The sequence below is a fragment of the Paracoccus sp. SY genome (genome assembly GCF_002901215.1).
Lineage (GTDB): Bacteria > Pseudomonadota > Alphaproteobacteria > Rhodobacterales > Rhodobacteraceae > Paracoccus > Paracoccus acridae.
In genome coordinates this window covers 1-13,087 of sequence record NZ_NWMQ01000027.1, presented here as the reverse complement: position 1 = coordinate 13,087, position 13,087 = coordinate 1, and the positions used below count along the sequence as shown (strand labels likewise).

General features: G+C 65.7%; 14 protein-coding genes. 3 read left to right on the top strand and 11 right to left on the bottom strand.

Annotation, left to right across the window (positions count from 1 at the left end; genetic code table 11):
- Nucleotides 1-23: 23 nt before the first annotated feature.
- The 11 genes from CK944_RS16075 to CK944_RS16025 form a co-directional block, all read right to left on the bottom strand.
- A complete protein-coding gene (locus tag CK944_RS16075) occupies nucleotides 24-725 on the bottom strand; it encodes an ABC transporter ATP-binding protein (RefSeq protein WP_103174090.1) in 702 nt (233 codons plus the stop codon).
- Nucleotides 718-1,458 carry an ABC transporter ATP-binding protein gene (locus CK944_RS16070; RefSeq protein ID WP_103174089.1) on the bottom strand — a complete coding sequence of 247 codons (741 nt, stop codon included), beginning with the start codon at nucleotides 1,456-1,458 and terminating at the stop codon, nucleotides 718-720. Before CK944_RS16070 ends, CK944_RS16075 begins: the two co-directional genes overlap by 8 nt.
- On the bottom strand, nucleotides 1,451-2,428 hold the full coding sequence (locus CK944_RS16065; protein ID WP_103174088.1) for a branched-chain amino acid ABC transporter permease: 978 nt from the start codon (nucleotides 2,426-2,428) through the stop codon (nucleotides 1,451-1,453). Before CK944_RS16065 ends, CK944_RS16070 begins: the two co-directional genes overlap by 8 nt.
- A complete protein-coding gene (locus CK944_RS16060; protein WP_205049068.1) occupies nucleotides 2,428-3,297 on the bottom strand; it encodes a branched-chain amino acid ABC transporter permease in 870 nt (289 codons plus the stop codon). Before CK944_RS16060 ends, CK944_RS16065 begins: the two co-directional genes overlap by 1 nt.
- A 61-nt stretch (nucleotides 3,298-3,358) precedes the next feature.
- A complete protein-coding gene (locus CK944_RS16055; RefSeq protein ID WP_103174086.1) occupies nucleotides 3,359-4,582 on the bottom strand; it encodes an ABC transporter substrate-binding protein in 1,224 nt (407 codons plus the stop codon).
- A gap of 57 nt (nucleotides 4,583-4,639) precedes the next feature.
- Entirely contained in the window at nucleotides 4,640-5,254 is a 615-nt protein-coding gene (gene leuD / locus CK944_RS16050; RefSeq protein WP_103174085.1) for a 3-isopropylmalate dehydratase small subunit, read from the bottom strand.
- Nucleotides 5,255-5,264: 10 nt separating this feature from the next.
- On the bottom strand, nucleotides 5,265-6,677 hold the full coding sequence (leuC, locus tag CK944_RS16045; protein WP_103174084.1) for a 3-isopropylmalate dehydratase large subunit: 1,413 nt from the start codon (nucleotides 6,675-6,677) through the stop codon (nucleotides 5,265-5,267).
- A 30-nt stretch (nucleotides 6,678-6,707) separates the two neighbouring features.
- Nucleotides 6,708-7,631, bottom strand: coding sequence for a polysaccharide deacetylase family protein (locus CK944_RS16040; protein ID WP_103174083.1), 924 nt, complete (start codon nucleotides 7,629-7,631; stop codon nucleotides 6,708-6,710).
- Nucleotides 7,631-8,566, bottom strand: a complete 936-nt coding sequence (locus CK944_RS16035; RefSeq protein ID WP_205049067.1) for a polysaccharide deacetylase family protein — start codon at nucleotides 8,564-8,566, stop codon at nucleotides 7,631-7,633. Before CK944_RS16035 ends, CK944_RS16040 begins: the two co-directional genes overlap by 1 nt.
- A gap of 1 nt (nucleotide 8,567) precedes the next feature.
- Nucleotides 8,568-9,245 carry an isochorismatase family protein gene (locus CK944_RS16030; protein ID WP_103174082.1) on the bottom strand — a complete coding sequence of 226 codons (678 nt, stop codon included), beginning with the start codon at nucleotides 9,243-9,245 and terminating at the stop codon, nucleotides 8,568-8,570.
- Nucleotides 9,246-9,559: 314 nt separating this feature from the next.
- Nucleotides 9,560-10,444: a LysR family transcriptional regulator gene (locus CK944_RS16025; RefSeq protein WP_103174112.1), complete on the bottom strand. Its 885-nt coding sequence runs from the start codon at nucleotides 10,442-10,444 to the stop codon at nucleotides 9,560-9,562.
- 94 nt (nucleotides 10,445-10,538) lie between these two features.
- On the opposite strand from CK944_RS16025, the gene CK944_RS16020 reads away from it, so the two are divergent.
- The 3 genes from CK944_RS16020 to CK944_RS16010 all read left to right on the top strand — a co-directional run.
- A complete protein-coding gene (locus CK944_RS16020; protein WP_103174081.1) occupies nucleotides 10,539-11,738 on the top strand; it encodes an acyl-CoA dehydrogenase in 1,200 nt (399 codons plus the stop codon).
- On the top strand, nucleotides 11,731-12,888 hold the full coding sequence (locus CK944_RS16015) for a CaiB/BaiF CoA-transferase family protein (RefSeq protein ID WP_103174080.1): 1,158 nt from the start codon (nucleotides 11,731-11,733) through the stop codon (nucleotides 12,886-12,888). The genes CK944_RS16020 and CK944_RS16015 overlap by 8 nt, the downstream gene beginning before the upstream one ends.
- Nucleotides 12,885-13,087, top strand: a 203-nt coding sequence (locus CK944_RS16010; protein ID WP_239986104.1) for a 3-hydroxyacyl-CoA dehydrogenase NAD-binding domain-containing protein, incomplete at its 3' end; no start/stop codon positions are given. The genes CK944_RS16015 and CK944_RS16010, both read left to right, overlap by 4 nt.

Sequence of the window (13,087 nt, the reverse complement as noted above, 5' to 3'; positions counted from 1 at the left end):
ACGCGCGCCCGGCGGGCGGGCCGTCAAAGACCCAGATAGGCCTGGCGCAGCTGCGGGTCGGCCAGCATCCCGGCGGCGCCCCCCTGCATCACCAGATGGCCCTGTTCGATCACATAGGCCCGGCTTGCGACGTTCAGCGACTGCATCACGTTCTGTTCCACCAGCAGCACGGCGCAGCCCTCGGCGTTGATGCGCCCGATCAGGCCGAACATCTCCTCGACCATCAGGGGCGACAGGCCCAGGGACGGTTCGTCCAGGATCAGCAGCTTGGGTTCGGACATCATGCCGCGCCCGATCGCCAGCATCTGCTGTTCGCCCCCCGACAGCGTGCCCGCAAGCTGGTCCAGCCGTTCGCGCAGGCGCGGGAAGATCGTGCAGATGCGGTCGAAGTTCTGCTTGCGGTTGGCGGTGGCGCGGCGAAAGGCGCCGAGTTCCAGGTTTTCCGCGACCGACAGGTTGGGGAAGATCTTGCGCCCTTCGGGAACCTGGGCGATGCCAAGCGCCACGATGTCGCGCGGCTTCATGCCGGTGATCTTCGCGCCCTCGAACCGGACCTCGCCCGCACTGGGGCGGATGAAGCCCGAGATGACGTTGTTCAGCGTGGTCTTGCCCACACCGTTCGACCCCAGCAGGGCCACGATCTCGCCCGCCTCGACGCGCATGTCGATGCCCTGCAGCACGGCCATGGAGCCATAGCCCGCGCGGATGCCGGAAATCTCAAGCATGGTTCCCCTCCTGCAGGCGGGCGGCGGCGCCGTGGCCCAGATAGGCCTCGACCACGCCGGGATCCTGGACCAGTTCCCTGGGCGTGCCATGGGCGATCATCTTGCCGTGGTTCAGCACATAGGCGGTCTCGGCCAGGCTCATCACAGCCTGCATCACATGTTCGATCATCAGGAAGGTATGCCCCTCGTCGCGGATCTGGCGGATGATGCCGACGATTTCCGACACTTCTGACGGGATCAGGCCGGCCATCACCTCGTCCAGCAGCAGCAGTTTCGCGCCGGTGGCAAGCGCGCGGGCCAATTCCAGCCGCTTGCGACCGGCGATGGTCAGCGACGAGGCCGGGCGGTCCAGCATCGCCCCCATGCCCAGCCGCTTGCCGACCTGTCTGGCGACGGCCATGGCCTCGGCCCGATCGTGGTGGTGCAGGTATGCGCCGACGGCGATGTTTTCCTGGACCGTCAGGCCCGCGAAAGGCTGCACGATCTGGAAGGTGCGGATCATGCCCATGGCGCAGATGCGGTGCGGGGGCAGGCCGGTGATGTCCTGGCCCATGAAGCGCACCGTGCCTTCGTTGGGCTTGGTGAAGCCCGCGATCATGGTGAAGCAGGTGGTCTTGCCCGCGCCGTTCGGACCCAGCAGGCCGACGATGCCGCCTTCGGGCACGTCCAGGGATGCGTCGCTGACCGCCTTCAGGCCGCCGAAGCTTTTCGACAGGTTGCGGACCTCAAGCATTGTCGTCCTCCTTCTTGCGGAAGGTGCCGATGCGACCGGCAAGCCCCATCAGGCCCTGCGGCAGGAAGCGCAGCGCGCAGATCAGGACCACCGCGTAAAGCACGAAGTTCAGGCCCGGCGCGTTGTGCAGCAGGTGTTTCGCGCCCTCGCCCAGCAGGTGCAGGCCCAGCGTGCCGATCAGCGGCCCCCAGACGGTGCCCGCGCCGCCGATGATCGGGCCGATCAGCGCCTCGATCGAGACGGCGCTGCCATAGACGACGGCGCTGTCGATGAACAGCCAGACCTGGAGGTAAAGCACCCCCGCCAGACCCGCGAAGGCGCCGGAAATGGCCATGGCCTTGACCTTGATGCGATAGGTGTCGATGCCAAGGGCGCGGGCCGCATCCTCGTTTTCGCGCACGGCGATCAGATAGGCGCCGAAGCGCGAGTATTTCAGCCAGGCGGTCAGCGCCATGACCAGGGCCACGATCACCAGCAGGATCGTATAGACCACGGTGCGGTCGTTGAACTGCAACGTCGATAGGCCTGGATCAAGCCGCAGTTGCAGGCCGCTGCCGCCGCCGGTGATGGCGAATGACGACGCGCAGATCCGCAGCACCTCGGCAAAGGCCAGCGTGACAAGCGCGAAATACGACCCCTTCAAGCCATAGCGGAAGGCGAGCGCGCCGATGAAGGCGCCCATGGCCGCACCCGCCACGATCCCGGCCGCAAACGCGATCCAGGCGTTGATGCCATACTGCACCTGCAGGATGGCCGAGGCATAGGCGCCGGTCCCATACATCGCGGCATGGCCGAAGGACGCCATGCCCCCGAAGCCGCCGGTGATGTTCCAGGCAAGCGCCACGACCGCCACGATCAGCGCGTTGATGGTGAAGCCCATCCAGACGGGCGAGGACATGAAGTAAAGGCTGGCCAGATAGATCAGCGCCAGGGCGATCAGGACCGCCTGTCCCATGGATTGCGGTTTCATCACGCGGCCCTCCGGCCCAGAAGACCCGATGGCTTGAACAGCAGGATCAGGATGAAGGCGGTGAAGATGCCGATCTGGCCCAGGCTTTCGCCCAGGAACAGCCCGCAAAGGGATTCGATCACCCCCAGCAGCAGCCCCGCGATCAGCGCGCCGGGCAGGCTGCCCATGCCGCCCAGGACGACCGTGGTAAAGGCCACCAGCACGAAGGTGTAACCCACCTGCGGCGTGACATAGAAGGTCGGCAGCAGCAGGCAGGCGGCAAGCGCCACGCAGGCCGTGCCGATGCCGAAGCAGATGGCATAGGTGTGGTTCACGTCAATGCCCACGATCTCGGCCCCGCGCTTCTCGATGGCGACGGCGCGGATGGCCGATCCGGTCCGGGTGCGGGTCATGAACAGCCACAGCAGGGGCGCGGCGGCAAGGGCCGCGAAGAACGCGATCACCCGGCCCAGCGGCAGATAGGCGCCCAGGAATTCCACGGTGTTATAGGCATAGGGGATGTCCACGCTGCGCGTGTTCGACGTCCAGAAGTAAAGCGCCAGGTTGTCGATGATCAGCGCAAGCGCCAGCGTCACCAGCAGGACGTTCTGTTCCGACCCGCCGCTCATCGGGGCGATCACCCAGCGTTGCAGGACATAGCCCAGGCAGAAGAACACCGGCAGAAGGATCGGGATCGCCAGATAGGGATCCAGGCCCATGTGGACGAACAGGAAATAGGCCGCATACAGCGCCAGCATCAGCAGGCTGCCATGGGCGAAGTTGATGATGTGCAAAACGCCATAGATCAGGGTCAGGCCAAGCGCGACAAGCGCATAGATGGCCCCCATCGTCAGGCCGCTGAGCACGGCGGGCAGGATCAGGCTGGACATGGACACTCGCTTGTCAGGGGTCGGCCGGTGGCCCCCGCCTGCCGGCGGGGGCCTGGTCGGATCAGCCTTCTTGCGGGACCGGGAAGACCGGCTCGGCGGTGGCGTATTCTTCGGGGAAGACCAACTCGATCTCCTCGCCCCGGATCTGGGTATTCACCGGCTGCGAGTTGACGTTGTCGCCATTGACGAACTTGGTCGGGCCGTATGGCATGATCGAGCCGTCGTAGGTCGAGGCCGCCAGCGTCTCGATCATCGCCTTGCGATCGGTCGAGGCGCCGCGTTCCAGCGCGTCGGCAATGACCTGGATCGTGGCATAGGACACCATCACGTCATAGGTCAGGTCCAGACCGGCCTGGGCCACGCTTGCGGCAAGCGCCTTGGATTCCGGCTTGTTGGGGTCGTACCAGTGGTTGCAGTCCATGACATACTGCGCCACGTCGTTGTTTTCGCGCACGAACTTGATGTTGGAGGCGGCCCCGCCCAGGATCGAATAGATCGCCATCAGTTCCGCCCGTTGCTGGCGCAGGGCGCGGGCCATGAGCGTGTATTCGTTCAGATAGTTCGACGGGATCAGGATATTCGCCCCCGACGCCTTGACCCGCAGCGCGATGTTGTTGAAGTCGCGATGCGGCGTGGGATGGGAAATCGTCTCGACCACCTCGATGCCCTGCTGGGGAAGCTGCTCGGCCATGATCTTGGCCATGTTCGACCCGAAGGGGCCGTCCTCGTGGACGATGGCGGCGGTCTTGACGGGATTGCCAGCGGCCGCGTTCAACTGCTTGAGGTTTTCAAGCGCGACGCTGGTGCATTTGTTCACGCCGGGGGTGAAGCGGAAGACGTTGGGCAGGCCGCGTTCCACGATCGTCTCGGCGGTGCCGATGGAGAACACCTGCGCCAGGTCGTATTTCGCCGCCGCCTGCGACGAGGCAAGCCCCAGGGCCGATGCGCTTGCGCCGGTGAAGGCCACCACGCCCGCCTCGGCCAGGGTGTCCACGGCGGAGGCCGCGATTTCGGGGCGGCTTTGGGCATCGACGACGACCAGTTCGATCTGCGCGCCGCCCATGCTCTTGATGCCGCCTGCGGCGTTGATCGCGTCGGCCGCGAATTTCGCGCCCGCCGCGCATTGCGTGCCGTTATAGGCCAGGTTGCCGGTCAGCGGCTCCAGCACGCCGATCTTTACGGTCTGGCCCTGCGCCCGCAGGATCGAGGGCATGGACAGCCCGCTGACAAGGGCGGCCGCGCCCGAGGCCTTCAGCAAGCCGCGGCGATTGAGTGTGAATGTCATTGTCGTCTCCCTGCTTGTTATGTTGTGTGACTGGGTAAAGGCGTGGGCCGGGCGTGGTCAGCGCCCCAGCCAAGGGTTCCGGGCCATCCTTTCGGCCTCGAAAGCCGCGATCCGGTCCATGTAGGTGAAGGTCATCTCGATCTCGTCCAGGCCCTGAAGAAGGCAGTCGCGGGCAAAGGCGTCGATGGTGATCGGGTGGGTGCCAAGATCGCCGGGCAGGATCACCTGCGCGGCTTCCAGGTCCACGGTGACGGTGGCTTGCGGGTCGGCGGCCAGGTGGTCCGCCAGGGCTTCGCAGACAGGCACGGGCAGGCGGACTGGGACGATGCCGTTCTTCAGCGCGTTGTTGAAGAAGATGTCGCCGAAGCTGGGCGCCAGCAGCGCACGGATCCCCGCATCGGCCAGGGCATAGACCGCGCCTTCGCGGGACGACCCGCAGCCGAAGTTGTCCTCGACCAGCAGGATCCTGGCCCTCTCTGCGTCGGGACGGTTCAGCGGAAAGCCGGGGTCGAGGTTGCCGGCCGCGTCGCGGCGGATGTCGTGGAACAGGAACTTGTCGTAACCCTCGGCCCGGTCGGCCTTGAGGAAGCGGCCGGGGATGATCTGGTCGGTGTCGCAGTTGACACCGGGAACATAAGCGACGGTCGAGGTTTCGCGGGTGAAGGCCTTCATCGCATCCTCCTTACAGCCTGCGGACATCGGTCAGCCGCCCGGTGATGGCGGCGGCGGCGGCCATGGCGGGGCTGACCAGATGCGTGCGCGCGCCCGGCCCCTGCCGCCCCACGAAGTTCCGGTTCGAGGTCGAGGCGCAGCGTTCGCCCGGCCCGACCACGTCGCCGTTCATCGCCGCGCACATGGAACAGCCCGATTGGCGCCATTCGAAGCCCGCCTCGCGGAAGATGCGGGCCAGGCCCTCGGCCTCGGCCTGTTCGCGGACCTGGGTGGATCCGGGCACGACGATGGCGGGAATGGCGGCCTTGCGGTCCTTGAGGATGGCTGCGGCGGCGCGCAGATCCTCGATCCGGCTGTTGGTGCAGGATCCGATGAAGACCCGGTCGATGGGCAAACCGTCCAGTTCGGTGCCTGGCGCAAGATCCATGTATTCCAGCGACTTGGCAGCGGCCTTGCGCTTTTCCGCGCTGGCAAAGCTGGCGGGGTCAGGGATGCGGCCGGTGATCGGAACGGCATCCTCGGGGCTTGTGCCCCAGGTCACCATGGGGGCGATGGCACCGCCGTCCAGTTCCACCTCGCGGTCGAAGGTCGCGCCGTCGTCGGTCGGCAGCGCCCGCCACTGGGCCATCGCCAGATCCCATTCCTGGTCTGTGGGCGCGTAATGGCGTCCGGCGACATAGCGGAAGGTCGTTTCATCCGGGGCCACCATGCCCAGGCGGGCGGCGGCCTCGATCGACAGGTTGCACATGGTCAGCCGCGCCTCGATCGACATGTCGCGCACGACCTGGCCCGCATATTCGATGGCATGCCCGCCCGCGCCCGCAGCCCCGATCCGCGCGATCAGCGCCAGCATCACGTCCTTGGCGGTGACGCCCTGGCCCAGCCGCCCGTTCACCGTCACGCGCATGGTCCTGGGGCGCATCTGCCACAGGGTCTGGGTGGCCAGCACATGGGCGTTTTCCGACTGTCCGATCCCGAAGGCGATCGCGCCAAGCGCGCCTTGGGTCGAGGTGTGGCTGTCCGAGCAGACGATGGTCAGGCCGGGCAGGGTGATGCCCTGTTCGGGCGCCACGACATGCACGATGCCCTGTTCGCGGCTGGCGATGCCGAAATGGCGCAGGCCCCCCCATTCCATGTTCTCGTCAAAGGTGCGGATCATCCGGGCGATGGCGGGGCTTGCCGCATCGTCTGCGCTGCGCCCCAAGGTGGGGACGTAATGGTCGGCGATGCCGAAGATCTGCTGCGGACGGCGCGGGCGCAGATTGCGACGCTTCAGGTCGGCGAAGGCGTGGAAGCTGCCCTCGTGGATCAGGTCGCGGTCGATATACAGAAGCGACTGCCCGGACGGGTGCCGCAGGATTTCATGCGCGTCCCAGATCTTGCCGAACAGGGTTCGCGGCGTGGTGTCGGATGCTGGCGTCATGGCGATCCGTTCCTTGTCAATGCAGGCCCGTCAGACCTGGCTTTCGGCCGCGGCGGCGATCTGGCCCACCGGGGCGGTCCAGACGCCGTCATGGCCCAGGATATAGTCCAGCACCTCGCGCAGGTATTCGACGCGATAGGGCATTCCCGACACCCAGGAATGCAGCGGCAGGCTCATCACCCGGCCGCCGTATTCGGCGCTTTCGCGATACAGCACGTCGAAGCGGTCCTTGACCTGCTGGACCCATTCGGGTTCGGACTGGAAATATTCGTTGGCGACCACCCGGTCGTCGGTCTCATAGGCCAGCGGCATGGCCAGCAGCGGGCCTTCGGTGGTCCGCATCGGGTAGGGCAGGTCGTCATTGGCCCAGTCCAGGTTCCAGCGGATGCCGTTGCGGGCCAGCAGTTCGGGCGTGTTGAAGCCTTGCGCCCGGCCCGGCGACAGCCAGCCCTCGACCGGCTGGCCAGTCGCGCCCCGCAGCAGGCGCAGCGTTTCGGCGATGATGGCGTCCTCGTCATCAACGGACAGGCCGGAATGGTGGACCTTGCCCATGTCCAGACCATGGGCCACGACCTCGTGCCCGCCTTCCACCACCGCCTTCAGCAGCGCGGGATAGCGGGTGGCGATGCAGCCGTTGACGGCAAAGCTGGTTTGCAGCCCCTTTTCCGCCAGCAGCCGCAGGATGCGGAACACGCCGATCCGGTTGCCATAGTCGCGGTTGGTGAAGTAGCGGAAATCGGGATAGGGCATCGACAGCGCACCCGGCGCCTTGAAGGGCTTGGCGGGCATGTCCAGCGGGAAATGCTGCACATGGGTGACGATGGACAGCGCGACCCGCGCGCCGCCGGGCCAGGCGATCGGCTTGCGCGCGAACATGTCGGACCAGTCGTAACGGTCGTGGTCCATGCCATAGCGGCGGGCGGGATAGTCCAGGTAATTCTCGGGAAGCGACATCAGCGGTCCCCCTGTGCGTGCCGGGCTGCGGCGGCGGTCATCGCGTCATAGGCGCCGCTGGCGTGGTAAGCCTCGGCGATCTCGCGGCCCGTGGCCTGCCAGACGCCGTCATGGCCGGCGATATAGTCGATGGCCTCGGCAAAGGCGTCGATGCGGTGCGGCTGGCCCACCAGATAGGGGTGCAGCGGGATGCACATGACCATGCCGCTTTCGTCGGATTCCCTGTAAAGCTGGTCGAACTGGCGGCGGATGATTTCGCCGTAATGGCGCGGCGTGACCTTTTGGCTGTTATATACGATCACGTCGTTCATCTCGAGCGAATAGGGCATCGAGATCAGCTTGCCCGACCTGACCTTCACGGGCATCGGCTGGTCGTCGTGGAACATGTCGCAGGTGTACTGGATCCCCGCCTCGGCCAGGATGTCCATGGTCCACAGGTTGTTCGACAGCGCGGGCGACAGCCATCCTGCCAGTTCCTGTCCCGTGTGCTTCCTGACCGTGTCGAAGGCGTCGCGGATGATCTCGCGTTCCTGGTCGATGGTCATGTTATAGACATAGCGGGTGTTGTAGATGCCGTGGGAAAAGAACTCCCACCCCCGGTCGGCGCAGGCGCGGATGATTTCGGGGTGGTGATCACACAGCGCGACGTTCAGCGACACCGATCCGCGAAAGCCAGCCCGGTCCATCGCCGCCATCATCCGCTGCCATCCCGCGCGGTTGCCATAGTCGCGATGGGAATATTGCAGCACATCGGGGTTCGGGCGGCCCCAGGGGGTGCGGGTCGGGTTGTTCGGCGGATCGTATTCGTAGAACTCGATATTGGGCGCGATCCAGACGGCCAGCTTCTTGCCGCCGGGCCAGGTGATCTTCGGCCGCCCCGGCCAGGGCAGGTAATCGTAAAGCCCCAGGTCCGACTGCATCGGTTCCGTGCCCATCTCAGCGCACCTCGGGCTGATAGGACTCATACCAGGCGATCGCCTCGGCCACCGGAATGACGTCGCCATACTTGACCGAGATGTCGTAGAGATTGGCGAAATGCGGGCTTTCGTGCTTGTCGGCCACGCATTCCTCGGGGACGATGACCCGATAGCCGCGAGAGATCGCGTCCACCACGCAGGCCCGCACGCAGCCCGAGGTGGACCCCCCTGTCAGCACCACCGTGTCGCAGCCGTGCCAGACCATCAGCGATTGCAGGTTCGTTTCATGGAAGGGGGATGCCATGCGCTTGTTGATGACGATGTCGCGTTCGTGGTCGATCTTCAGGCGCGGATCGAATTCCGCGCGGCGCGAGCCCACCTTGATGTTCTGCAGCGAATCCGGGGTGTCGGTGCGCGTGCCCCAGACGCCGCAATCCTCGCCCGACTGCATATAGGCGACATAGGTCCAGGTGATCGGAAGGCCCTTGGCGCGGGCCAGATCGGCCAGCTGGTTCACATAGTCCAGTTGCTTGGGGTCGGTTTCGTAAGCCGTCGCGAACTCTCCCAAGCCGGTATAGGCCAGTTGCAGGTCGATGTTGATCAGCATCGGCTTCTTGCCAAAGCCGAAGCGGCGGCGTGTGGGATTTGCCTTGGCATGTTCGTAAAGCTGCCGGGCCGTCAGCGACGACATTTCCATTCCTGGACCTCCTCTGCCTGCGCCTGCGGATCGGGCCTTGGCTTGCCCTCGGGGCCTGCCTCCTCCACGCCGGATCCACGGCTGCCTTTCATTTATTGTTATCTCTTTAAGTCATTTGTAAAGGAAAATTTTCAGCCGAATATCAAGAGGAAGATATCGCATGCGGCGGTTGGGGGTTCCGCTGGGGGATGCGGCAACCCGCGCGTGGACCACCTGCATTTTATGCTGCGAGAGGTCTTGGCAGATCGGAAAACGACATGTCCGGCGATGCGGCCGTCGCCGCCGAGTTGGACCGCGATCCGGTCTGACTGCGCCTAACTGACCTCGGCTGCCAGCCAGTCGCGGAAATGGATCAGCGGGCGCGATTCGGCCCGTGTCCTGGGCCAGACCAGCCGATAGGCCCCGCGTCCGGGAACCGCCTGTTGCAGGACAGGCAGCAAATGCCCCTCGGCGATTTCCTGGCGGGCCAGATAGTCGGGCAGAAGCGCCACCCCCAGTCCCGATATGGCCGCCTGGATCATCATGGAGAACTGGTCCATCACCATCCCGCCCGAAGGAACCGCCTGCGCCCCCTGCCCATGGAACCAGTCGGCCCAGGCACCGGGCCGGGTTTGCAGATAGAGCAGCGCCAGACCCGCCATGTCGCCCGGCTGCGTGATCGGATTGGCCGCCAGGAAGGTCGAACTTGCGCAGGCCGTCAGGCTTTCGCCGAACAGAAGCAGGCTGTCGTCGGGGGCAGTTTCGCCCTGGTGATAGATGATCGCGGCATCGAAGGGTTCGTCGCTGAAGGACACCGGCTGGAAGCGCGTGGTCAGGTTCACCATGATCCCCGGATGGCGGGTCATGAAGCCCGGCAGGCGCGGGGCCAGCCAGCGGGTGCCGAAGGTCGGCAGCACCGCCAGGTTGATGCTGCCCCCTTCGGGATTGGCGATCAGCGACATGCCGCCGCGCTGGATCAGGTCAAGCGCGGCCGAGATGTCGGCGTGATAGCGCGTGGCCGCTTCGGTCGGGATCAGGCGGCGGCGGTGGCGCGAGAACAGCGGCTGGCCCATCTGCTCCTCCAGCGTCTGGACCAGGCGGCTGACGGTGCTTTGCGTCAGGCCCATTTCCTGCGCGGCGGCCGTGACCGACCCGTGCCGCATGACCCCGTCGAAGGCCAGAAGCAGGCTGAGGTTCGGCAGGTATCGCCTGATCCGCATGATCATTCATCCTATACATGATCTCATGGAAATTTATCATTTTTGATGTGGCTGACAATTGGATACCCTTGCCGCAACAAGGCAGGAGCTTGCGATGTCCACCAAATCCCACAAAGGCGCGGCGTTCGACTGGGCCGATGCGTTTCTTCTGAACGAGCAACTGACCGAAGAGGAACGGATGATCCGCGACAGCGCCGCGGCCTTTGCCGCCGACCGGCTGGCCCCGCGCGTCACCGACGCCTATCTGAACGAGACGACCGACCCCGAGATCTTCCGCGAGATGGGCGCGGCGGGGCTGCTGGGCGTGACGGTGGACGACGCCTATGGCGGGGTCGGCGCCTCCTATGTGGCCTATGGGCTGGTGGCGCGAGAGATCGAGCGGATCGACAGCGGCTATCGGTCCATGGCCTCGGTGCAGAGTTCGCTGGTGATGTTCCCGATCGAGGCCTATGGCAGCGAGGAGCAGAAGCAGAGATACCTGCCGAAACTCGCCAGCGGCGAATACATCGGCTGCTTCGGCCTGACCGAACCGGATGCCGGGTCCGACCCGGCGGGCATGAAGACCCGCGCGAAGAAGACCGAGGGCGGCTATGTCCTGAACGGCGCGAAGATGTGGATCTCCAACAGCCCCATCGCCGATGTCTTCGTGGTCTGGGCGAAATCCGACGCGCATGGCGGCAAGGTGCGCGGCTTCGTGCTGGAAAAGGGCATGAAGGGACTGTCTGCGCCCAAGATCGAGGGGAAACTGTCGCTGCGCGCCTCCATCACCGGAGAGATCGTGATGGACGACGTCGAGGTCGGCGAGGACGCGCTGCTTCCCAACATCGAGGGCATGGGCGGGCCCTTCGGCTGCCTCAACCGTGCGCGCTATGGCATTTCCTGGGGTGCGATGGGGGCGGCCGAGGATTGCTGGTTCCGCGCCCGCCAGTATGGGCTTGACCGCCACCAGTTCAACCGCCCCCTGGCCGCCACGCAGTTGTTCCAGAAGAAGCTGGCCGACATGCAGACCGAGATCGCGCTTGGCCTGCAGGCGTCCCTGCGCGTCGGCCGCCTGTTCGACGAAGGCCGCTTCGCGCCCGAGATGATCTCCATCGTCAAGCGCAACAACTGCGGCAAGGCCCTGGATATCGCGCGCATGGCCCGCGACATGCATGGCGGCAACGGCATTTCCAGCGAATACCACGTCATCCGGCACGCCCAGAACCTGGAAACCGTGAACACCTACGAAGGCACGCATGATGTCCACGCGCTGATCCTGGGCCGCGCGCAGACCGGGATCCAGGCCTTTGGCTGATGCGCCGCTGAAGGGCCTGCGCGTGGTCGAACTGGCCCGCATCCTGGCCGGTCCATGGATCGGCCAGACGCTGGCCGACCTGGGCGCCGAGGTCATCAAGGTCGAGGCGCCCGAGGGCGACGACACCCGCCGCTGGGGCCCGCCCTTCATCGACCGCCCCCGCGCGGATGGCACCACTGAAAAGGTCGCGGCCTATTTCCACGCCGCGAACCGGGGCAAGACCTCGGTCACCTGCGACTTCAACGACCCGGCCGACCTGGACCGGCTGCGCGCGCTGATCGACGATGCCGACGTGGTGGTCGAGAATTTCAAGGTCGGCGGGTTGCGCCGCTTCGGCCTGGACTATGACACGCTGGCGGCGCGCAATCCGGGGCTCGTCTATGCCTCGATCACCGGCTTCGGGCAGGACGGGCCGCGCGCGTCCCAGCCGGGATACGACTTCCTGATCCAGGGCATGTCGGGGATCATGGACCTGACCGGCGCGCCCGACGGAGAGCCGCAGAAGGTCGGCGTGGCCTGGATCGACATCTTCACCGGGCTTTACGGCGTGATCGCCGTTCAGGCGGCGCTTTCGGAACGGGAACGGTCCGGTCGCGGTCAGCATCTGGACCTGTCGCTGCTGGATTGCGGAGTGGCGGTGCTGGCGAACCAAGCGACGAATTACCTGCTGGGCGGGACGGTGCCGCACCGGCTGGGCAATGCCCATCCCAATATCGTGCCCTACCAATTGTTCCCGGCATCCGACGGGCACTTGATCATCGCCTGCGGCAATGACCGGCAATTCGCCGCATTGTGCCGTGTGCTGGACCTGCCCGACCTTTCGACGGATCCCGACTTTGCCACCAATCCCGCCCGCGTGGCGCATCGGGACAGGCTGGTGCCGAGGCTGTCGGCCGCCACCCTGCGCCGGACGCGCGCCGACCTGATCGCCGCGATGGAGGCTGTGGGCGTGCCCGCCGGCCCGGTCAACGACGTGGCCGAGGCGCTGTCCGAACCCCAGATCGCGGCGCGTGGCCTGCAGGTCGCACCCGAAGGCATTTCCGGGCTGCGCACCCCTATCCGCTTTGGCCGCAGCAGGCTGACCCATGACCGCGCCGCCCCGGCCCTGGGTGACGGGGAATGGCGGTTCGCCGAGGATGTTGGGCCATGACGATTCAGACGGTTGGTGTGATCGGTGCGGGCCAGATGGGCAACGGGATCGCGCATGTCTTTGCGCTTGCCGGATACGACGTGGTGATGACCGACATCAGCCAGGATGCGATGGACAAGGCCCTGTCGCTGATCGACCGCAACCTGGAACGCCAGGTCGGGCGCGGCAAGATCGGTGCCGATGCGAAGAAATCCGCGAT